This is a genomic window from Streptomyces sp. NPDC093089 (assembly GCF_044754405.1).
Classification (GTDB): Bacteria; Actinomycetota; Actinomycetes; order Streptomycetales; family Streptomycetaceae; genus Streptomyces.
Genome location: NZ_JBIVPA010000024.1, coordinates 60,510 through 80,309, shown reverse-complemented (window position 1 = coordinate 80,309; position 19,800 = coordinate 60,510). Strand labels below are relative to the sequence as shown.

Annotated in this window: 19 protein-coding genes and 1 other RNA gene; 8 read left to right on the top strand and 12 right to left on the bottom strand. The window is 74.4% G+C overall.

Features of this window, described 5'->3' with window-relative positions; all coding sequences use genetic code 11:
• Positions 1-3: 3 nt before the first annotated feature.
• Positions 4-1,278 carry a Bcr/CflA family multidrug efflux MFS transporter gene (locus ACIQFX_RS37820; protein ID WP_402472818.1) on the bottom strand — a complete coding sequence of 425 codons (1,275 nt, stop codon included), beginning with the start codon at positions 1,276-1,278 and terminating at the stop codon, positions 4-6.
• Positions 1,279-1,361: 83 nt separating this feature from the next.
• On the opposite strand from ACIQFX_RS37820, the gene ACIQFX_RS37815 reads away from it, so the two are divergent.
• Together ACIQFX_RS37815 and ACIQFX_RS37810 are read left to right on the top strand one after the other, a co-directional pair.
• Positions 1,362-2,363, top strand: a complete 1,002-nt coding sequence (locus ACIQFX_RS37815; RefSeq protein WP_402472815.1) for a Gfo/Idh/MocA family protein — start codon at positions 1,362-1,364, stop codon at positions 2,361-2,363.
• Positions 2,364-2,467: 104 nt separating this feature from the next.
• A complete protein-coding gene (locus ACIQFX_RS37810) occupies positions 2,468-3,211 on the top strand; it encodes an SDR family oxidoreductase (protein ID WP_402472813.1) in 744 nt (247 codons plus the stop codon).
• 24 nt (positions 3,212-3,235) lie between these two features.
• Here the strand turns inward: ACIQFX_RS37810 and ACIQFX_RS37805 are convergent, their stop codons facing one another.
• Positions 3,236-3,559 (bottom strand): nuclear transport factor 2 family protein, encoded by a 324-nt coding sequence (locus tag ACIQFX_RS37805; RefSeq protein ID WP_376480672.1) that lies wholly within the window; start codon positions 3,557-3,559, stop codon positions 3,236-3,238.
• A 218-nt stretch (positions 3,560-3,777) separates the two neighbouring features.
• Between ACIQFX_RS37805 and ACIQFX_RS37800 the strand changes: the two genes are divergently transcribed.
• The gene (locus ACIQFX_RS37800; RefSeq protein WP_402472810.1) at positions 3,778-4,212 is read left to right on the top strand and encodes a hypothetical protein; all 435 of its coding nucleotides are present in this window, start codon (positions 3,778-3,780) and stop codon (positions 4,210-4,212) included.
• A 66-nt stretch (positions 4,213-4,278) separates the two neighbouring features.
• Here ACIQFX_RS37800 and rnpB read toward each other — a convergent pair.
• Positions 4,279-4,677: RNase P RNA component class A (gene rnpB, locus ACIQFX_RS37795), an RNA gene on the bottom strand.
• Positions 4,678-4,755: 78 nt separating this feature from the next.
• On the opposite strand from rnpB, the gene ACIQFX_RS37790 reads away from it, so the two are divergent.
• A complete protein-coding gene (locus tag ACIQFX_RS37790; RefSeq protein ID WP_402472808.1) occupies positions 4,756-5,514 on the top strand; it encodes a MerR family transcriptional regulator in 759 nt (252 codons plus the stop codon).
• Positions 5,511-6,380, top strand: coding sequence for a hypothetical protein (locus ACIQFX_RS37785; protein ID WP_402472806.1), 870 nt, complete (start codon positions 5,511-5,513; stop codon positions 6,378-6,380). Before ACIQFX_RS37790 ends, ACIQFX_RS37785 begins: the two co-directional genes overlap by 4 nt.
• Here ACIQFX_RS37785 and ACIQFX_RS37780 read toward each other — a convergent pair.
• Complete coding sequence (locus ACIQFX_RS37780) at positions 6,325-7,767, bottom strand: RNB domain-containing ribonuclease (RefSeq protein WP_402472805.1); 1,443 nt, start codon at positions 7,765-7,767, stop codon at positions 6,325-6,327. The genes ACIQFX_RS37785 and ACIQFX_RS37780 overlap by 56 nt on opposite strands.
• Positions 7,768-7,861: 94 nt before the next feature.
• Between ACIQFX_RS37780 and yaaA the strand changes: the two genes are divergently transcribed.
• Positions 7,862-8,629 (top strand): peroxide stress protein YaaA, encoded by a 768-nt coding sequence (gene yaaA / locus ACIQFX_RS37775; RefSeq protein ID WP_402472803.1) that lies wholly within the window; start codon positions 7,862-7,864, stop codon positions 8,627-8,629.
• A gap of 80 nt (positions 8,630-8,709) precedes the next feature.
• Positions 8,710-9,378 (top strand): bifunctional 4-hydroxy-2-oxoglutarate aldolase/2-dehydro-3-deoxy-phosphogluconate aldolase, encoded by a 669-nt coding sequence (gene eda, locus ACIQFX_RS37770; RefSeq protein ID WP_402472800.1) that lies wholly within the window; start codon positions 8,710-8,712, stop codon positions 9,376-9,378.
• Here the strand turns inward: eda and ACIQFX_RS37765 are convergent.
• From ACIQFX_RS37765 to ACIQFX_RS37745, 5 genes are all read right to left on the bottom strand, one after another.
• On the bottom strand, positions 9,359-10,228 hold the full coding sequence (locus tag ACIQFX_RS37765; protein WP_402472797.1) for a GNAT family N-acetyltransferase: 870 nt from the start codon (positions 10,226-10,228) through the stop codon (positions 9,359-9,361). The two genes, eda and ACIQFX_RS37765, sit on opposite strands and share 20 nt — an antisense overlap.
• Positions 10,229-10,496: 268 nt before the next feature.
• Positions 10,497-11,990 (bottom strand): bifunctional RNase H/acid phosphatase, encoded by a 1,494-nt coding sequence (locus tag ACIQFX_RS37760; protein WP_402472795.1) that lies wholly within the window; start codon positions 11,988-11,990, stop codon positions 10,497-10,499.
• Positions 11,990-12,733 carry a zinc ribbon domain-containing protein gene (locus ACIQFX_RS37755; RefSeq protein WP_402472857.1) on the bottom strand — a complete coding sequence of 248 codons (744 nt, stop codon included), beginning with the start codon at positions 12,731-12,733 and terminating at the stop codon, positions 11,990-11,992. The genes ACIQFX_RS37760 and ACIQFX_RS37755 overlap by 1 nt, the downstream gene beginning before the upstream one ends.
• Positions 12,730-13,548, bottom strand: coding sequence for a Nif3-like dinuclear metal center hexameric protein (locus ACIQFX_RS37750; RefSeq protein WP_402472792.1), 819 nt, complete (start codon positions 13,546-13,548; stop codon positions 12,730-12,732). Before ACIQFX_RS37750 ends, ACIQFX_RS37755 begins: the two co-directional genes overlap by 4 nt.
• Before the next feature lie 75 nt (positions 13,549-13,623).
• Positions 13,624-14,658 (bottom strand): ABC transporter substrate-binding protein, encoded by a 1,035-nt coding sequence (locus ACIQFX_RS37745; RefSeq protein ID WP_402472790.1) that lies wholly within the window; start codon positions 14,656-14,658, stop codon positions 13,624-13,626.
• A 208-nt stretch (positions 14,659-14,866) separates the two neighbouring features.
• Here ACIQFX_RS37745 and ACIQFX_RS37740 point away from each other — a divergent pair, with 208 nt between their 5' ends.
• Positions 14,867-16,003 carry a hypothetical protein gene (locus ACIQFX_RS37740; protein ID WP_402472788.1) on the top strand — a complete coding sequence of 379 codons (1,137 nt, stop codon included), beginning with the start codon at positions 14,867-14,869 and terminating at the stop codon, positions 16,001-16,003.
• Positions 16,004-16,472: 469 nt separating this feature from the next.
• On the opposite strand, the gene ACIQFX_RS37735 is transcribed toward ACIQFX_RS37740, so the two are convergent.
• The 3 genes from ACIQFX_RS37735 to ACIQFX_RS37725 form a co-directional block, all read right to left on the bottom strand.
• Entirely contained in the window at positions 16,473-17,417 is a 945-nt protein-coding gene (locus tag ACIQFX_RS37735; protein ID WP_402472786.1) for a 3-oxoacyl-ACP reductase, read from the bottom strand.
• 15 nt (positions 17,418-17,432) lie between these two features.
• The gene (locus ACIQFX_RS37730; RefSeq protein ID WP_402472784.1) at positions 17,433-18,509 is read right to left on the bottom strand and encodes a Zn-dependent alcohol dehydrogenase; all 1,077 of its coding nucleotides are present in this window, start codon (positions 18,507-18,509) and stop codon (positions 17,433-17,435) included.
• 79 nt (positions 18,510-18,588) lie between these two features.
• Positions 18,589-19,443 (bottom strand): MaoC/PaaZ C-terminal domain-containing protein, encoded by an 855-nt coding sequence (locus tag ACIQFX_RS37725; RefSeq protein ID WP_402472782.1) that lies wholly within the window; start codon positions 19,441-19,443, stop codon positions 18,589-18,591.
• Positions 19,444-19,800 lie beyond the last annotated feature (357 nt).

The following is a 19,800-nucleotide window of genomic DNA, read 5'->3' as shown; positions in this document are numbered from 1 at the left end:
GGGTCAGAGCTCCGAGCGGGAGTTCCGCCACGGGCGGCACAGGCCGAGGAAGCAGGCGAGGGCCAGGACGGCGCAGACGATCTGGACGACGGCCATGGGGACGGCGGTGTGCTCGCCGGCGATGCCGACGAGGGGTGAGGCGACGGCCCCGACGAGGAACGAGGTGGTGCCCAGGAGCGCGGAGGCCGATCCGGCGGCGTGCGGGGTGCGCATCAGGGCCAGGGCGTTGGTGTTCGGCAGGGCGACGCCCATCGCGGACATCAGGACGAAGAGGCAGGCGGCGATCGGGAAGAGGCCGGCCTCGCCGAAGGCGCCGCTCGTCAGGAGGAGCAGCGCGAGCGAGGCGAGGAAGATCGTCCCGAGGCCCCAGGCCAGGACCTTGTCGAGGCTGACGCGGCCGACGAGGAGCTTGCCGTTGATCTGGCCGAGGGCGACGAGGCCGACCGAGTTGAGGCCGAAGAGCAGGCTGAAGGTCTGCGGCGAGGCGCCGTAGATCTCCTGGACGACGAACGGAGAGGCCGAGATGTAGGCGAAGAGCGTCGCGAAGCCGAAGCCGCCGGCCAGCATGTATCCGGCGAAGACCCGGTCGGCGACGAGGCCGCGCATGGTCCGCAGGGCCGCGCCGACCCCGCCCTGCTGCCGGCGCCCGGCCGGCAGCGTCTCGTCGAGGAACCGCCAGACGACGACGGTGAGCAGGACGCCGATGACGGTGAGGACGTGGAAAACGCCCCGCCAGTCGGTGATCCGCAGGATCTGGCCGCCGATGAGCGGGGCGACGATCGGCGCGGCTCCGGAGATCAGCATGAGGGTGGAGAAGAAGCGGGCCATCTCGACGCCGTCGTACAGGTCGCGGACGACGGCCCGGGCGATGACGATGCCGGCGGCTCCGGCGAGGCCCTGGAGCAGCCGGAAGCCGATGAGGAGTTCGGCGGTGGGCGCGAGGGCGCAGACGGCGGTGGCGAGGACGTACACGACCATGCCGGCGAGCAGCGGCCGGCGGCGGCCCCACTTGTCGCTCATGGGGCCGACGACGAGCTGGCCGAGGGCCATGCCGGCGAGGCAGGCGGTGAGGGTGAGCTGGACGGTCGCGGCAGGCGCGTGCAGCGCGCCGGTGACCTGCGGCAACGCCGGCAGGTACATGTCCATGGAGAGCGGGGGCAGGGCGGTGAGTCCACCCAGGACGAGGGTGACGAGCAGCCCCGTCCGCCGGGTGGCGGTCACCGCGGGCGCCGTTTCGGTTATGTGCCCCGGTGTTGTCTTCTGGTCGCTCTCGGGCATCGACTGCTCCATTTCGTTGAAACCTTGCCTATGCTCTCAGCTCGATCGGCATGGTCGGCACCTCGTGGGAACGGATGGGCAGCATGGGAGAAGCGGTGCGCTGGGGGATCCTGGCGACGGGTGGCATAGCCGAGCGGTTCACGACGGACCTGCTGACGCTCGACGGCGCCGAGGTCGTCGCGGTGGCGTCCCGCACGGAGGCGTCCGCGCGGGCCTTCGCGGACCGGTTCGGCATCCCGCGCGCGTACGGGGAATGGGCCGGGCTCTTCGCCGACGAGGACGTCGACGTGGTGTACGTGGCGACCCCGCACCACGCCCACCGGGCCGCGGCGGGCCTCGCCCTGGAGGCCGGCAAGGCGGTGCTCTGCGAGAAGGCCCTCACCCTCAACGCCCGGGAGGCGGCCGAACTCGTCGGCCTCGCCCGGGACCGCGGCCTCTTCCTCATGGAGGCCATGTGGATGTACTGCAACCCGCTGATCCGCCGGCTCGTCGAACTGGTCCGCGACGGCGCCATCGGCGAGGTCCGCACCGTGCAGGCCGACTTCGGGCTCGCGGGCCCCTTCGACGCCGGCCACCGGCTGCGGGACCCCGCGGTCGGCGGCGGCGCGCTCCTCGACCTCGGCGTGTACCCGGTGTCGTTCGCACAGCTGCTGCTCGGCGAGCCGTCCTCCGTCCAGGCGCACGCGCTGATCTCCCCCGAGGGCGTCGACCTCAACACCGGCATGCTGCTCGGCTGGGACTCGGGCGCCTCAGCCCTCCTCTCCTGCTCCCTCGTCGCGGACACCCCGCTCACCGCGTCCGTGACCGGCACGCTCGGCCGCATCGACGTCCCGCGCGGCTTCTTCTTCCCCGAACGGTTCACCCTGCACCGCCACGGCGCCGAGCCGGAGGAGCACACCAATGCGGACGACCCGCACTCGCTCCGCCACGAGGCCGCCGAGGTCATGCGCTGCCTGCGCGCCGGCGACACCGAGTCCCCCCTCGTCCCCCTCGACGGCTCCCTCGCCGTGATGCGCACCCTCGACGCCGTCCGCGAGCGCGTCGGCGTCCGCTACCCGTCCGAGGCCGCGGCCGTACGGGTGTAGGCGCTCCCGGCGGCGCGCCCGGCGTCCGGGCACCCACGGGGCGGGCATCCACGTGTCGGACGGATGCGTTCACGGGGCACGCGCCTCGCGTACGCTGCGCGCCCATGAGCATCGCAGTGGTGACGGGAGCGGGATCGGGCATCGGCCGGAGCGTGGCTCTGGCCCTCGCGGGGGCGGGCTGGTCGGTCGCCCTCGCGGGCCGCCGGGCGGACGCGCTGACCGGGACGGCGGCGGCCCTGCCGTCCGGGGACTTCCTGCCCGTCCCCACGGACGTGACCTCGGCGGAGGAGGTCACGGCCCTGTTCGCGGCGGTGCGCGACCACTACGGCCGCGTCGACCTGCTCTTCAACAACGCCGGTACGTTCGCGGGCGGCGGCGTCCCCGTCGAGGACCTGGACCCCGACACCTGGCGGGCGGTCGTCGACGTCAACCTGACCGGCGCGTTCCTCTGCGCCCAGGCCGCCTTCCGGACCATGAAGGACCAGAGCCCCCAGGGCGGCCGCATCATCAACAACGGCTCGATCTCCGCCCACGTGCCGCGCCCGCACTCCATCGCGTACACGGCGACGAAGCACGCCATGACGGGCCTGACCAAGTCCCTGTCCCTCGACGGGCGCCCGTACCGCATCGCCTGCGGCCAGCTCGACATCGGCAACGCGGCGACCGAGATGACGGCCCGCATGCAGACCGGCATCCTCCAGGCCGACGGCCGGACGGCGGTCGAACCGGTGATGGACGCGGCGGACGTCGCCGCCACCGTGGTCCACATGGCGGGCCTCCCGCTGGAGGCGAACGTCCAGTTCGCGACGGTCATGGCCACCGCCATGCCCTACGTCGGCCGGGGATGACCCCCGGCCGACGCCCCCGGGCCGCTACGCCTGCCCGGTCTCGAAGCGGGAGACCTTCCCTCCGTCGACGGTGAACTGCCACTTGGTGCGCATCTCGCCCCAGGTGTCGTTGCGGTAGCGGGCGACGAGCACGAGCCCGTCGCCCTTCTCGGACTCGACCTCCATGTGCCCCCGCGAGGAGAACACCTCCTTCTCCGTCCACGCCTCCAGGTCCCGCTCCGAGCCGTCGTCGGACATGGTCGCGCCCGGCGCGAGCGCGGCCCGGAAGGCCTCCTGGTCGTTGGCGTTGAGGGCCGTGACGAAGGCGCGCACGGCGGGGTCACTGAGCTGGTTCACGGGAATCGTCATGCCCCACCCGTACACCCGGCGGCCCCCGCCACCCGTACGCCCCGGCCGTGAGGTCCCCCCGACAGCCGTCCCGGCCCGCGCCGCCGGGACCTGACGGCTTCTCAGCGCCACACGGCCTGACCGGAAAGACACCCCCCAGGTCCTGCGTGTTCCCTGGCCCCGCGCGACGCGGAACCGGCACTATCGCCCCAAAATCCGCGACACACCCAGGAGGAGCGATGTCGGACACCGGCAAGGTCGTCAGGCTGTACGCCAAGGGGGCCCCGGTCGGGGTCGAGGGCGGCGTCCTCGTCGGCTTCCCGGCCGACCGGGGGCGGGCGGGCGAGTGGCTGGTGACCCGCGAGGCCGACGGCTTCCGGTTCACCGCGAAGGGCACCGAGGAGACCATCGCCGCGGAGGGCACCGGCCGCGCCCCGGCCGCCGTCCGCCCCGACGCCTCCCCCGCCTCCGTCTGGCGGATCCAGCGCCTCGACGCCGACGGCGCCACCACCGTCATCTCCCTCGCCGACCTCCGCACCGGCACCTACGTCATCGACCAGCACGGCCTCCCCCTCGGCCGCGACCTCTTCGAGGACCGCTCCCCGCTCCCCAAGCCCGTCCTCGTCCGCACCGACGACCGGGACCCGCGGTGGACCATCGAGGTCCTCGCCTGACGGGCGGCACGCCGAAGGGCCCCGCCCGGGTCTCCACCCGGTCGGGGCCCTTCTCGCGATGGCCGACAGACGAGTCGGGCTGTACGCCGGGTTCTGTGCCCCGGGACCTCGCGGTCGTCGGGGCGACGGCCATCCATCTAGGACCGGCGTTGCCGCCGGCCTCCTGCGGTCTACCCGCGGACTCGGGCGAGCAGCCCTCGAACATCCGCGCAGGGACACCGGGGTGTCCCCTCTTGACCTTGCTCCGAGTGGGGTTTACCTAGCCGCCTGAGTCACCTCAGGCGCTGGTGGTCTCTTACACCACCGTTTCACCCTTACCGAGGGCCGAAGCCCCCGGCGGTCTGTTTTCTGTGGCACTGTCCCGCGGGTCACCCCGGGTGGCCGTTAGCCACCACCCTGCTCTGTGGAGCCCGGACGTTCCTCGGGGAGATCCGGGGATCCCCACGCGGCCGCCCGCCCGGCTCGTCTGCCGTGCCGACCATGCTACCCGCCGGGGGCCGGGTGCTTGACCTTGCCGCAGCGTCAGGGTTTCTACTGGGCGGCATGCGTATCGGCGAGATCGCCGCACTCGTGGGGGTCACCCCCAGGGCCGTGCGGCACTACCACCAGTCGGGGCTGCTGCCCGAGCCCGCGCGGCGGGCGAACGGATACCGCGAGTACGGGGTCCGGGACGCCGTGCTCCTCGCGCGGATCCGGCGGCTGACCGAACTGGGGCTCGGTCTCGACGAGGTGCGGGACGTGCTGGCGGACGACGAGGGGAGGGGGCTCGTGGAGGTGCTCGAAGAGCTGGCGGAGGACCTGGCGCGGCAGGAGGCGGTCGTCCGGGAGCGGCGGGAGCGGCTCGCCCCGCTGCTGGCGGAGGCGCGGGCCGGGCGGGTGCCCGCCGAGGGGCCCGTGTCGGCGGAGCTCGCGGCGCTGCTCGCGGGCCTGGGCGAGCTGCCCGGGTCGCCGATGGCGGCGAAGGACCGGGAGATCCTGGCGCTGCTCGACGTGGTCGTGCCGGAGGAGGAGCGGGCCCGGCTGATCGGCCTGATCGGGGGAGCGGCGGAGCACGCGCACGAGCTGTACCCGGCGCTCGACGCCCTCGCCGGGGCCGCGCCGGACGATCCGCGGGTCGCGGAGGCGGCCCGGATGCTCGCCGCCTGCCTGCCGGACGAGCTGGGGGTGGACATCCCGCCCGCCGGGTCGGGCGACGGCTCCTCCGTCGCCGACACCTTCTTCGCGGACCTCGCCCCGGCCCAGTCGGCGGCCGTCCGCCTGGCGATCCGCCTGGTCCGCGAGCGCGGGGGGCGGAACCGGTGACGGGCTCCCGCGCGGCGGCGCACGCGACCGCCGGCCGCCCCCGGCCCGTCCGGCTGCTCCGCCTCTTCGCGTACGTCGCGCTCCCCGCCGAAGTGGTCCTCGCCGTCCTGCTGGTCGGCGGGGTGCGGATACCCGGGGCGGTGTGGGCCGTCGCCGAGGCGGCCGCCGTCGCACTGCTGCTCGCGGAGGGCCTGGCCTACCGGGGGCTGCGGCGGCGGGGGCTCTCCCGCCGGGCGGCCGTCGCGGAGCTGGTGCCCGAGCCGGTGCTGCGGCTGATCGGGCACGAGCTGCGCCTGATGGCGAGCCTGGTCCGGTGGGCGGCACGGCGCCCGCACGGGGTGGACGGCGCGGACGGGGTCTTCCCGCACGCGCGGGACCAGGCGGCGCTGATGTACGGCTTCGCGTTCGTGTGCCTGGTCGAGACGGCCGGGATGTCGTACCTGCTCGCCGACTGGCCGCTCGTGCACGCGGTCGTCCTCGTCCTGGACGTGTACACCGTGCTGTTCGTCCTCGGGCTGCACGCCGCGTCCGCGACCCGGCCGCACACGCTCGGCGGGGGCGTCCTGCGGGTGCGGCAGGCCGCGCACGTCGACGTGCGGGTCCCGGTCGACCGGATCGCGGCCGTCCGCCACGAGTCGCTCTTCACCCACGGGAAGGCCGACGGCGAACTGAACCTGGCCGTCGGCTCGCAGACCTCCGTCACGGTCGAGCTGACCGAGCCGGTCGACGCGCCCCGGCTGCTCGGCGCGCCCCGGCCCGTCCGCCTGATCCGGCTGCACGCCGACGACCCGCGCGCCCTGGTCGCGGCGCTCACGCGGGCGCGAACAGCGCCTTCGCCGATCCCGGGTCCGCCTCCGCGAGCCTGACCCGCAGCCACTCCCCGAGCGGCAGGCGTGACTCCCCGCCGGCGATGCGGGCGACGACCGCCGGGTCCTCCAGGTGGACGGTGCCGACGGCGGGTTCGCCCTCCTTGACGTCGATCACGTACGCGTCGAAGATCTCGCCGATCCGGTCCCGCAGGAGCGCCGCCTCGACGATGTCGACGCTCTCCCGTTCGACGGTGTTGGCGCGGCGGGAGCCGGCCGCCATCTCGTCGGGGAGGGCCGGCAGGGCGGCCCGTACCCACTCGGGGGGCTCGTCGCCCGCCACCGCGGACACGCACAGCTCGCCCGCGTACCGGTCGACGAGCCGGCGCAGCGGCGCGGTGCAGTGGGTGTACTCGTCGGCGACGGCGGCGTGCACGGCCGGGGTGGGGACGTGGCCGTCGGTGAAGACGGTGTACCCGGCGCCGCGCAGCAGGGTCGTGCACTCCTGGAGGAAGGCGGCGTGCCGCGGGTTCTCCGGGTCGGCGGAGCGGACGACGTCCGCGTACGAGACGTGGTGCGGCCAGTCGACGCCGAGGGCGTGGGCGGAGCGGCGGAGGCGGGCGACGGCGCCGTCGGGGGCGGTGGGGAGGGTGCGCAGGATGCCGGTGCCGGCGGCGGTCATGAGGTCGGCGGCGGCCATGCCGGTGAGCAGGGAGATCTGGGCGTTCCAGGCGTCGGCGGGGAGCGGGGCCCGGTAGGCGAGGGAGTAGGTGTGGTCGGTCTCGACGATCTCCTGTTCGGGGACGTTGAGGGAGATCCCGCCGCGTTCGGCCTCCAGGGCTTCGCGGAGCCGCCCGATGTCCCGGAGCAGGGCCAGCGGCTCCTCGGCCGTGCCGTCGTCGATCCGCCGCTGGACGGTCTCGTAGTCGAGCTTGGCGCGGCTGCGGACGAGGGCGCGGCGGACGTCGGTGGCGACCCGGCGCCCCTGGGCGTCGAGGTCGATGCGCCAGAGGAGGGCGGGGCGGGGTTCGCCGGGGAGGAGGCTGGCGGCGCCCTCGGAGAGGACGGCGGGGTGGAGGGGGACCCTGCCGTCGGGGAAGTACAGGGTGAGGACCCGGCGGTGGGCCTCGGCGTCGAGCGCGGAGCCGGGGGCGACGAAGGCGGCGACGTCGGCGATGGCGTAGTGGACCCGGTAGCCGCCGTCGGCCCTGCGGGCCAGGTGCATGGCCTGGTCGAGGTCGGTGGAGGTGGGCGGGTCGACGGTGAAGAAGGGGAGGTCGGTCGCGTCGTACGAGGGGAGGCGGGGGTGCTTGGCGGCCTCCTCGGCCTCGGCGAGGACGGCCGGCGGGAAGGCCTCGGGGATCGCGAGCTCGGTACGGAGTGCGCGCAGGGCGGCCCGCAGCGGAGCCTCGGCTGCGCCGGTCACGTGGATGTGGCGGCGTGGCATGGACCGAGCGTATGGCGCGGAGGGGCCCCCGGCACTTTGTACGCTGGACGGCCGGGGCCGCACCCCCACCCCGTACGGACGAAGGAGAAACACCGTGCTCGTGCTGTTGCCGCCCTCCGAAGGCAAGGCCTCCTCGGGGCGGGGGGCGCCGCTGAAGCCGGAGTCGCTGTCCCTGCCGGGGCTCGCGGAGGCGCGGGCGGCGGTCCTGGACGAGCTGGTCGAGCTGTGCGCCGCCGACGAGGAGAAGGCGCGCGAGGTGCTGGGCCTGAGCGAGGGGCTGCGCGGCGAGGTCGCGAAGAACGTGGGGCTGCGGACGGCGGGCGCGCGCCCGGCGGGCGAGGTCTACACGGGGGTCCTCTACGACGCGCTGGGCCTGGCGACCCTGGACGAGGCGGCCCGGAAGCGGGCCGAGCGGTCCCTGCTGGTGTTCTCGGGGCTGTGGGGCGCGGTGAAGGTGACGGACCGGATCCCTTCGTACCGCTGCTCGATGGGCGTCAAGCTGCCGGGCCTGGGCGCGCTGGGCGCGCACTGGCGGGGTGCGATGGCGTCGGTGCTGCCGGAGGCGGCCGGGGACGGTCTCGTCCTCGACCTGCGCTCGTCGGCGTACGCGTCGGCGTGGAAGCCGAAGGGCGAGGTCGCGGCACGGACCGCGACGGTGCGCGTGCTGCACGCCCCGACCCGGAAGGTCGTCAGCCACTTCAACAAGGCGACGAAGGGCCGGATCGTCCGGAGCCTCCTGGAGGCGGGCGCGGCGCCCGCGTCGCCGGCGGAGCTGACGGAGGCCCTGCGGGATCTGGGGTACGTGGTGGAGGACGGCGGCAAGGCGGGGGCGCTGGACGTCCTGGTGGACGAGATCCACTAGCTGGAGGAGATCCACCAGTCCTGTTGCACACCGCGCAACGCTCGTTGCGGGTCCTGCTCGCCCTGGGCAGGATGAGGCCCATGACGAGCGTGTTCGGCCTTGCCCCGGAAGCCCCTGACGTCCCCGTCGTCCCCGTCGTCGTGATCGAGGACGCCGCCGACGCCGTGCCCCTGGCCCGCGCGCTGGTCGCCGGCGGGCTGCCGCTGATCGAGGTCACCCTGCGCACCCCGGCCGCGCTCGACGCCGTACGGGCCATCGCGGCCGAGGTGCCGGAGGCGGTCGTCGGCGCGGGCACGGTCGTCTCGGCCGCCGGGGTCGCCGACGCCGTGGGCGCCGGAGCGCGGTTCCTCGTGAGCCCCGGGTGGACCGAGCGGCTGCTCGACGCGATGCGGGCGTCCGGCGTCCCCTTCCTGCCGGGCGTCTCCACCACCTCGGAGGTCGTCGCCCTCCTCGAACACGGGGTGCGGGACATGAAGTTCTTCCCCGCCGAGGCGGCGGGCGGCGTCCCGTACCTGAAGTCCCTCGCGGGCCCCCTCCCCCACGCCCGCTTCTGCCCCACCGGCGGCATCTCCCCCGCCTCCGCCCCCGCCTACCTGTCCCTGCCCAACGTCGGCTGCGTCGGCGGTACGTGGATGCTGCCCCCCGACGCCCTCGCGGCCCGCGACTGGGCCCTGATCGAGTCCCTCGCGCGCGGGGCGGCGGGACTGCGACGGGGGCCGGGAGTACCCGTCAGCGGGCGGGACCGGTGAACTCCACGCCGACGTGGTCGGTCACCGGGCGGTAGCCGAGGCGCTGGTAGAGGGCGTTGCTGGTGGGGTTGGCCAGGTCCGTGAAGAGCAGGACCCGGCCGGTGCCGGCGGCGAGGACGGCACGGCTGACGGCGGTGGTGACGCCGGCCGCGTAGCCGCGACGGCGGTCGGCGGGCGGGGTGTGGACGAGGTGGACGCGCGCCTGGCCCTCGATGGTGCGCGAGACGGCGGCCATCGAGACCGGACGGCCGTCGGGGGCCTCCCAGAGGTGCAGCCGCCCCTCGGTGATCCGCTCCGTGACGAAGCCGGTGTAGTCCTCGGCGGGCTCCTCCCCGATGGCCACCGCGAACTCCCGCGTCCACCCGGCGACGAGCGGCACGTCCGCCTCGACCGCGAGCCTTCCCCTGCCCTCCGGCGCAGGGTCCGGCGGGGTCAACTCGCCCAGCCGGAACAGCCTCATCCGCCCGGTGACGCGCCACGGCCGTGCGCACGCCGCCGCGTACGCCTCGACTGCGGCCGTCTCGCCGCGCACGGCGACCGGGCCCCCGGAGGCCGGGCTCCCGGCGATCGAGCCCCCGGCAGCCGGTGCGCCTCCCGAGGGAACGAGCGCGTCGGCCTCGGCCGCGAGGGCACGGGCCGCCTCCTCCGTCGTCACCCCGAGGTCGAGGCCCGCGGCCGGGGAGTGGGCGAGCACACCCGTGACCCGGCCATCGGGCTCCTCCCACCAACCGAGGCGTTCCGCCCGGCCCATCAGGGTCAGCACGGCGGTGTTGCGGTCGGGCTCGGCGGCCAGGTGCCGCGCGGCGGCGGCACGGAAGGCATCGGCGTCCTCGGTGAAGTGCCAAGTCATGACCGGATGGTGGTACGCGGACGGGGCCCGCGCCACCCGTTTACCCGGGGCGATGCCGACCCGGCGGCAGAACACCCGCCGGGTCCCGTCCGGAAAACGGCGCCGTCTGCCCTACGGGCGGGACCTGGCCCCGCAGGTGGGAGGTGCCGTTGAGGAGTCGTACGGCAGTGGGGCACCTCCCGCGCCCGAAGGGCCACGGGGGACCGTGGCGGCCGACGGCGACGCGGTGAGCGTGCCAGTCGCTGCGAGCCCTGCCCCGCGGGCGGGCTCAGCCCCGCAGGTGGGAGGTGTCGTTGAGGAGGCGTACGGATGCGTTGCCGTCGGCGTAGTAGGCGACGGCGGAGAGCGAGGCCGCGGAGAGCTCCATGCGGAACAGGGATTCCGGCGGGGCGCCGAGGGCGAGTCTGACCAGGGTCTTGATCGGCGTGACGTGGGTGACGAGGAGGACGGTCCTGCCCGCGTACGCGGCGGCCAGCCGGTCCCGGGTCGCGGCGACGCGGCGGGCGACGGTCGCGAAGCTCTCGCCCCCGCCGGTCGGCGCGGCCTTGGCCGAGGCCAGCCAGGCGTCGAGGTCCGCCGGGTACTTCTGCCGGACCTCGCCGAACGTCAGCCCCTCCCAGGCGCCGAAGTCGGTCTCCCGCAGTCCCTGCTCGATCCGCACGTCGAGGCCGAGCCGGGCGGCGACGGCCGCCGCCGTCTGACGGCACCGGGTGAGCGGCGAGCTGACGATCTCCTGGACGGTGCCCCGGGCGGCGAGCGCCTCCGCGACGGCTTCCGCCTGCCGCAGTCCGGCCGCCGACAGCTCGGGGTCGCTCCCCCCGCTTCCCGAGAACCGCTTCTCGGGCGTGAGCGCCGTCTCCCCGTGCCGGAGCAGCACGAACGTCGCCGGCGCCCCCATGTCGGGCCCGGCCCAGCCCTGGGCCGGGGCGGCGGCCTCCGGCCGTACGGGCGCGGCGCCGTCGCCCTGCGCGGAGGCCGGGGCGGTCGGGGGCGCGGGCGCGTGGGAGCGCGCGGCGTGGCCGGTGGGGGCCGCGGCGCCCGCCTCGGCCTCGAAGTCACCCGAGGCGGTGACGGCCTCGGCGGCGAACAGGCCGTCGTCGTGGCCGGTGTCCTGGTCGGCGGCGGGGGTCGCCGGGCGCGGTGCGGCGCCCGGCCAGGCGCCGGAGCCCGTGGCCGTACCGCCGGGGCCGCCGGTCGTCCCGGCGGCGGTGGCCAGTGCGGCGCGGGCCCTGGCCGCGCCCGCCGCGGCGTCGCCGGGAGGGCCCGCGGGGGGCGGGGTGGCGGCGTTGCGGGCGGCGGAGGCGTCGAGGGCGGCCGTCGAGCCGGAGGGTTCCCAGCGGCGGCCGAGCTTGGCCGCGTCCATGGCCTCGTTGGCGAGGCGGTCGGCGTGCTTGTTGCGCTCGCGGGGGATCCACTCGTAGCGGACGCGGCCGGCCGGGAAGACGCGGCCGGCCTCGGCCGCGAGCGGCTTCATGTCGGGGTGCTTGATCTTCCAGCGGCCGGACATCTGCTCGACGACGAGCTTGGAGTCCATGCGGACGTGGACGGTGGCGTCGGGGAAGAGCTCCCTGGCCGCCTTCAGACCCGCGACCAGGCCCTTGTACTCGGCGACGTTGTTCGTCGCCACGCCGATGTACTCGGCCGCCTCCGCGAGCGTCTCGCCCGTGGCCGGGTCCAGGACCACGGCGCCGTATCCGGCGGGCCCCGGGTTGCCCCGGGAGCCTCCGTCCGCCTCGACGATCAGCTCGCGCGAAGACGTCATTACAGACCGGACTCCGAGGTGCGGACGAGGATGCGGCGGCAGTTCTCGCAGCGGACGACCGCGTCCTTGGCGGCGGCGCGGACATCGTTGAGCTCGGTGATGTTGAGCTCGATGTGGCAGCCCTCGCACTTGCGCTGGTACAGCCGGGCCGCGCCGACGCCGCCCTGCTGCTCGCGGAGCTTCTCGTACAGCTTGAGGAGGTCGGCGGGGACGGTGCCCGCGACGACCTCGCGCTCCTTGGTGACCGTGCCGGCCTCGGTGTCCAGCTCGGCCTGGGCGGCGTCGCGGCGGGCGGTGGCGTCGTCGCTCTTGGCCTGCACGGCGGAGACGCGCTCGGTGAGCTCGGTGACGCGCTCCTGGAGGGACTCGCGGCGTTCCATGACCTCCAGGACGATCTCCTCGAGGTCGCCCTGGCGCTTGGCGAGCGAGACGATCTCGCGCTGGAGGTTCTCCAGGTCCTTCGGGGAGGAGACGGCGCCGGAGTCGAGGCGCTGCTGGTCGCGGACGGCGCGCTGGCGCACCTGGTCGACGTCCTGCTCGGCCTTGGTCTGCTCGCGGCCGCAGTCGCTCTCCTCGGTCTGCGCGGCGACGAGCAGGTCGCGCAGCTGGGTGAGGTCCTTGGTCAGCGCCTCGATCTCGGCGTGCTCGGGCAGCGAGCGGCGCTTGTGGGCGAGCTGCTGGAGGCGAACGTCCAGGGCCTGGACGTCGAGGAGGCGGATCTGGTCGGCGGGCGCGGCGTTCAGTTGGGGGCTCCAGGAGAGGTGTGGTGGGAGGACCAGGGGTCGGTGACCGTCTTCGAGACGTGGACGCGGAGGTCCCAGCCGTGGCGGTCGGAGATCGAGTCGAGCTGGGCGGCGGCCTGCTCGCACCAGGGCCACTCGGTCGCCCAGTGGGCGGCGTCGACCAGGCCCAGCGCGGACTGCTGGGTCGCTTCGGAGACGGGGTGGTGGCGCAGGTCGGCGGTGAGGAAGGCATCCACGCCCGCGGCGCGTGCGGCGCCGAAGAGGCTGTCGCCGGAGCCGCCGCTGACGGCGACGCGGCGCACGGTCATGCCGGGGTCGCCGGCGACCCGGATGCCCTGCGCGGTGGCGGGCAGCCGCGCGGCGGCGCGGACGGCGAACTCGGCGAGGGTCTCGGGGCGGTCGAGCTCGCAGATCCGGCCGAGGTTGTTCTCGGGGACGAGGGGCCCGGTGACGCGGAGGTCCAGCGCGCCGGCGAGGGCGTCGGAGACGCCGGGGTCGGCGGTGTCGGCGTTGGTGTGCGCGACGTGGAGGGCGATGTCGTGCTTGATCAGCGTGTGCACGACGCGGCCCTTGAAGTGGCCGGCCGCGACCGTCGTCGTCCCGCGGAGGTAGAGCGGGTGGTGGGTGACGACCAGGTCGGCGCCGAGGGCGATCGCCTCGTCGGCGATGTCCTGGACGGGGTCGACGGCGAAGAGCACGCGGGTGACCTCGGCGTCGGGGTCGCCGCAGACGGTGCCGACGGCGTCCCAGGACTCGGCCCGCTCTGGCGGCCAGAGGGCGTCGAGCTCGGCGATGACTTCAGACAGACGGGGCACGGAGGAAAGGCTACCTGTCCTCCGTGCCCCCTTGCTCTGGCCGGAGTCCCGGCCTGTGGACAACCTCGTCCGGACCTACTTGACCAGGTCCTCGCGCAGGTCGTCGAGGACGCTGTTCGCCGCGGTGACGCCGAGGCCGAGGTACCAGGTCTCGTCCGGGACGTCCTTGGCCCGGCCGGCCTTGACGGCCTCGAGGTTCTTCCAGAGCGGGTTGGCCTGGGCGGTGTCCTTCTTGGTGGCCTTGGCGTCGCCGTACACGCCGGTGAAGATCCAGTCGGCGTCGGCGTCGTCGATCTTCTCGGGGCTGATCTCGGCGGCGAGCTCATTGATCTGCTGGTTCTTCGGCCGGGGCAGGCCGGCGTCCTCCAGGATCGTGCCGATGAAGGAGGCCTTGGCGTAGAGGCGGATCTTGCCGGGGAGGTAGCGGACCATCGAGACCGTCGGCTTGTCCGGGCCGATGTCCGTCCCCAGCTGCTTCGCCCTGGTCTCGTACGCGGCGAGCTTCGCCTTCGCCTCGGCGGTCCTGTCGAGCGCGGCGGCGTTGAGGAGGTAGTTCTCCTTCCAGGTGAAGCCCGGGCGGATGGAGAACACGGTCGGCGCGATCTTCGACAGCTCGTCGTACTTGTCGGCGGCGCGGAGCTGGCTGCCGAGGATGAGGTCGGGCTGGAGCTCGGCGATGGCCTCCAGGTTGAGGTTGTTGATGGTGCCGACGGACTTCGGGGCGCCGGCGTCCTTCTTCAGGTAGCCGGGGATGCCGTCGTCTCCCTCGGAGGGGGCGTAGCCGACGGGCTGGACGCCGAGGGAGACGACGTTGTCGAGCTCGCCGACGTCGAGGACGACGACCCGCTTGGGGGCGGCCTTGAGCTCCGTCCTGCCGAGGGCGTGGGTGAGGGTGCGCGGGAACTGCCCGGCCTGCGCGTCGGTGCCCATGGCCGCGGTCTTGGCGGCGGCGTCGCCGAAGTCCTTGCCGCCCGTGGCGACGTCCTTCTTCTTGGCGGTGTCCCCCTTCGCGGCGGGGTCGGCGGGCCCGTCGCCCCCTCCGCAGGCCGCGAGCGAGAGCGCGGCGGCGAGGGCGACGGCGGCGGCGGTGCCGCGGCGGCGGAGGGACATGAGAAGGCTCCTGTACGGGTCGTCCTGGCGGAGGCTCAGACTCCGCTTAGGTTCGCCTTACCTTACTCACCATGGGTCACTCCAGCACAACCGCCCCCGCACCCTCGGTCGAACCGCCGCACGACCACCCTTATGTGTGAAGTGACCCGGCTCGTGTTGTTCGGCTGGAAGCGCGAAAACTAGCTTCGTGGCCGGAGGTGACGAGTCGATGACAGCGTGTGCCATCGAGACCGCGGCCGAGGACGACGACCGCGACAGGGACACCGGGTGGCCGACGGGGTTCACGATCACGGCGAACGGCGCGTACGCGGCCAGGCTCGCGGGCGCCGGGAACGCCCTGTACGTGGAGCGGTGGACCCTCGACGGCCCGGAGCCGTACGCCGTTCCGCTCCCCCTCGACCAGCCGGAGGAGCCGGGCACGCGGCTGCTGCCCCTCGCGGACGGCCGGGTCCTCGTCGCCCGCCGGGTGGACGGACGGCGGAACACGTTCTCGCTGCTCTACCCCACCGGCCCCGCCACCGGTGAGCTCCAGCTCGGCGCGGTGGAGGCACCCGGCTCCGAGCACCTGGTGCTCCTGCCGCCCGCGCCCGACGGCATCCGCGCGTACGCGATGTGCGTCGGCCCCGACACGACCACCCTGTGGCTGGTGGCGGGCGGGGCCTTCGGCCCCGAGCGGGTCGCCGAGGTCGAGGGCCGCTGCTCGGGCGGGGTGTGGCTCGACCGCGCGGGCCGGATACTCGCCCTCGACCGGCGGCTCGACGACGGACCGGTGAAGGCCGTCGCCGTCGACCTGGAGCGGGGCGGGGAGGCGACGCCGCTGCTCCAGATCACCGAGGACAGCGACGACCGGCTGCTCCTCGCCGACCCGGACAGCGGGCTGCTCCTCATCCGCTCCGACGCGCCGTCCCCGGGGCACGACCGGCTCGGCTGGGGCGTCCTCGGCAGCCTGCTGCCGGTGCGCTTCCCCGAGTGCCTGCGGCTCGACGACGCGGCGGTGACGCCGTTCGCGGTCCAGCCCGGCCAGGTGCTGATGCCGGAGAGCTGCGCGGTGGCGCTGCGGATCGACGCGGCGGGCGGGAGCTGGGTGGGCACCTGGCAGCCCTCGTCCCGCCGACTGGGCCAACTGGCCGCCCCCGCGGGCTGGCTGGCCGGGGCGGGCCTGTGGACGGCCGGGGGCCTGCTGCGGCTGCCGTACGCGACGGCCGAGGTCCCGTGCGGCCTCGCCGACGTCGAGCCCCCGCCGGAGCCCGCTCCCGAGCCGGCCGTCACCGCCGAGGAGCCCCGGGTCTGCCGTCCGGTGCCTTTGCAGCAGGCTCCTCTGACGGACCGCAGGCCGGCTGGCTAGACTCACTGGCCGCACAGCAGCAAGAGACACGTACGGGGTGAGTTCGACCATGTCGGAAGCAAGCATGGAGGGTACGGAGCCGAACGGCTCCGGGAAGCACCGGGGCGAGGCCTCTCCGGCGGAGGACTCCACGTCCTCGCCGCACGGCCGGCACCGCCGCGAGGCCGACGCCCACGCGCGGTGACGGAGAACGGCGAAGGGCCCCGGGGCCTCCCCCGGGGCCCTTCGCCTTCCCCCGACCCGGCGTCCCCACACCGGGTGTTCCCACCGCCGGACGTTTTTACGACCCGGCGTCACCACGCCCCGGTTCACCACCGCCGGACGTCCCCACGACCCGGCGTCACCACAACACGGCGCCACCGCCGCCGGACGTCCCCACGACCCGGCGTCACCACAACCCGGCGCCACCGCCGCCGGACGTCCCCACGACCCGGCGTCCCCGCCGCCGGGCCCTCGCCACCTCCGCGGCTCAGTCCTTCTTCAGGCCCAGCACCTCCGTCGCGGCGAAGGTCTCGCCCGCCGGGCGGGTCGCGTAGTGCGGGGTCAGCACGGCGTCGAGCTCCTCGTAGGTGAACGCCTCCTTGGCCGTGTCGAACTTGGCGGAGACCCGGGGCCGTTCCACGACGGCCACCATCCCGCCGTGCACGACGAGCAGCTGGCCGTTGACCCCGGCCGCCGCGGGGGAGGCCAGATAGCCGACGAGCGGCGCCACGTGCTCCGGGGACAGCGGGTCGAGCTCCCCCTCACCGGCCGGCTCGGCGAAGCCCGCGAAGACGTCCTCGGTCATCCGGGTCCGGGCGCGGGGGCAGATCGCGTTGGCGGTCACCCCGTACCGGGCGAGCGCGAGCGCCGATGAGGTCGTCAGGCCCACGATGCCGCCCTTGGCCGCCGCGTAGTTGGGCTGTCCGGCCGAGCCGGCGAGGAAGGCCTCGGACGAGGTGTTGACGATCCGGCCGTAGACGCCGGTCTCGCCCGCCTTGGAGCGGCCCCGCCAGTGCACCGCGGCGAAGTGGGTGGTGTTGAAGTGGCCCTTGAGGTGGACCCGTACGACGGAGTCCCACTCGTCCTCGCTCATCGAGAAGACCATCCGGTCGCGCAGGATGCCCGCGTTGTTGACCAGGACGTCCAGCTTCCCGAACTCGCTCACCGCCAGGTCGACCAGGCCCCGGGCCGTCTCGAAGTCGGACACGTCGCCGAGGTGGGCGACCGCGCGCCCGCCGGCCGCGCGGATCTCCGCGGCGACCTCCTCGGCGGGCGCGGCGGAGGCCTCGCCCGAGCCGTCGCGGCCGGGCTGCCCGTAGTCGTTGACGACGACGGCTGCACCGAGCCGGGCGAGTTCGAGCGCCTCGGCGCGGCCGAGTCCCCGTCCGGCGCCGGTGACGATCGCGCTCAAGCCCTCCAGGGGGAGTGACATCTCGCAGCAGTCCTCTCAGATCTCGATGCAGGTGCGGAGTGCCGTGCCCGTACGCATCTGCTCCAGTGCCTCGTTGATCCCCGCGAGCGGTACGCGGTGGGTGATGAGCGACTCCAGGTCGACGCGGCCGGCCCGCCAGAGCGCGATGGTCCGCTCGTACGAGGTGAGCACGTCCCCGCCGCCGTACATGGAGGGCAGGATCCGCTTCTCGTCGAAGAACAGCTCGAACATGTTGAGCTGGAGGTTGTCGTCGAGGGCGCCGGCGCCGACGATGCAGAGGGTGCCGCCGCGCCGGGTCGTGTCGTAGGCGGTGCGGGCGGTGGCGGACTTGCCGACGACCTCGAAGACGTAGTCGAAGCCCTCGCCGCCGGTGACGCGCTGCTTGGCGTCGGCGAGCGCGTCCGGGGCGACCGCCTCGGTGGCGCCGAACCTCAGCGCGGCCTCGCGCCGGGACTCGACGGGGTCGACGGCGACGATCTGGGCGGCGCCCTGGAGCTTGGCGCCCTGGATCGCGGAGATGCCGACGCCGCCGCAGCCGATGACGGCGACCGAGGAACCGGCCTCCACCTTCGCGGTGTTGATGGCCGCGCCGAGACCCGTGGTGACGCCGCAGCCGATGAGGGCCGCGATGTCGAAGGGCACGTCGTCGGGGATGGGGACGGCGCAGCCCGCGTCGACGACGACCTCCTCGGTGAAGGTGCCGGTGCCGGCGAAGCCGAAGACGTCGCCGCCGGGGCGCTTGAAGTTGGGCGTGCCGGCGTTCATGAAGCCGGCCAGGCAGAGCTGGGTCTGGCCGCGCTTGCAGGCGGGACAGGTGCCGCAGGCGGGCAGCCAGCAGAGCAGGACGCGCTGGCCCGGGGTGAGGTGGGTGACACCGTCGCCGATGTCGAGGATTTCGCCCGCGCCCTCGTGGCCGGGGACGAAGGGGGCGGGCTGCGGCAGGACGCCGCTCATCGCGGAGACGTCGGAGTGGCAGAGCCCGGTGGCCCGGACGCGGATCCGCACCCTGCCGGGGCCGAAGCCCACCGCCTCGACGTCGTCGACGACCTCGAGTTTGTCCTGGCCGATCTCGTGCAGTACGGCTGCGCGCATGGGTGCGGCTCCAATCGGTACGGATCTGCTCGGTACGGATCTCTACTCGGTACGGATCCCGTCGGTGCGGATCCGCGGGTCAGGAGTGCTCGACGACGGTGTCGGCGAGTACGGGGGCGTCGTCGCGCTCCACGGCGGTGACCGTCACCTGGACGGTGCCCTCGCCGGCCCACATCCGGACCCGGAGGGTCTCGCCGGGGAAGACGACGCCGGCGAAGCGGGTGCGGTAGGCGCGGACCCGGGTGACGTCACCGTCGAGCAGGGTGTCGACGACGGCCTTGAGGGTCATGCCGTACGAGCAGAGGCCGTGCAGGATCGGCCGGTCGAAGCCGGCGAGCTTGGCGAACTCCGGGTCGGCGTGGAGCGGGTTCCAGTCGCCGGACAGCCGGTAGAGCAGGGCCTGTTCCTCGCGGATCGGCCGTTCGGCGACGGCGTCGGGCTCCCGTTCCGGGACCGGGAGGCGTTCGGAGGGCCCGCGGTCGCCGCCCCAGCCGCCCTCGCCGCGGACGAAGATCTGGGCGTCGCTGGTCCAGAGCGGCCCTTCGTCGTCGGCGGCCTCGGTGCGCAGCACGAGGACGGCGGCCTTGCCCTTGTCGTACACGGCGGCGACGCGGGAGGTGGAGACGGCCCGGCCGCCGGTGGGGACGGGCCGGTGGAGTGTGACCGACTGGCCGCCGTGGAGGACGGCGGCGAGGTCGATGTCGATGCCGGGGGCAGAGAGTCCGCCGACGACCCCCATGCCGGCGCCCGCGACGGTGGCGAAGCTGGGCAGGACGTGGAGCCGGGACTCCAGGGTGTAGCGGAGTTCGTCGGGGTCGGTCGCGGGTGTGCCCGCGCCGAGTCCCAGGTGGTAGAGCTGGACGTCCTTGTGGTCCCAGGAGATCTCGGCGCTGCGGGGTTCGGCGGCGACGGCCTTGGCGGGGTCGATCGGCATCGGGCTGCTGCTCCTCGTGGGCGCGTGTTTCCTCGTGGGCGAGGTGGCGGGGAGAGACCTCGATGCGACCGTCCGCACCGTCGGTCGCACCGAGGCCGTGCGGGACCGTCCCGGACGCGGCCGTTCTAGAACGCGTTCTAGGTCGGTGGATCTCATGTATAGCCGAGGCAAAGGGAGTTGGGAACCCTCCCGACATCGCCTGCCTGACGGTACGTCAGAAAGCTGCATGAGGGGGCGGAGAACTCCCGGCCGACACGACGACGCCCCGCCCGTGGCAACGGCCACGGGCGGGGCGGCAAGGGATCAGGACCGGGTCGGGCCCGGGTGCGGACTCCGGTCCGGGTTCAGGCTCCGGTT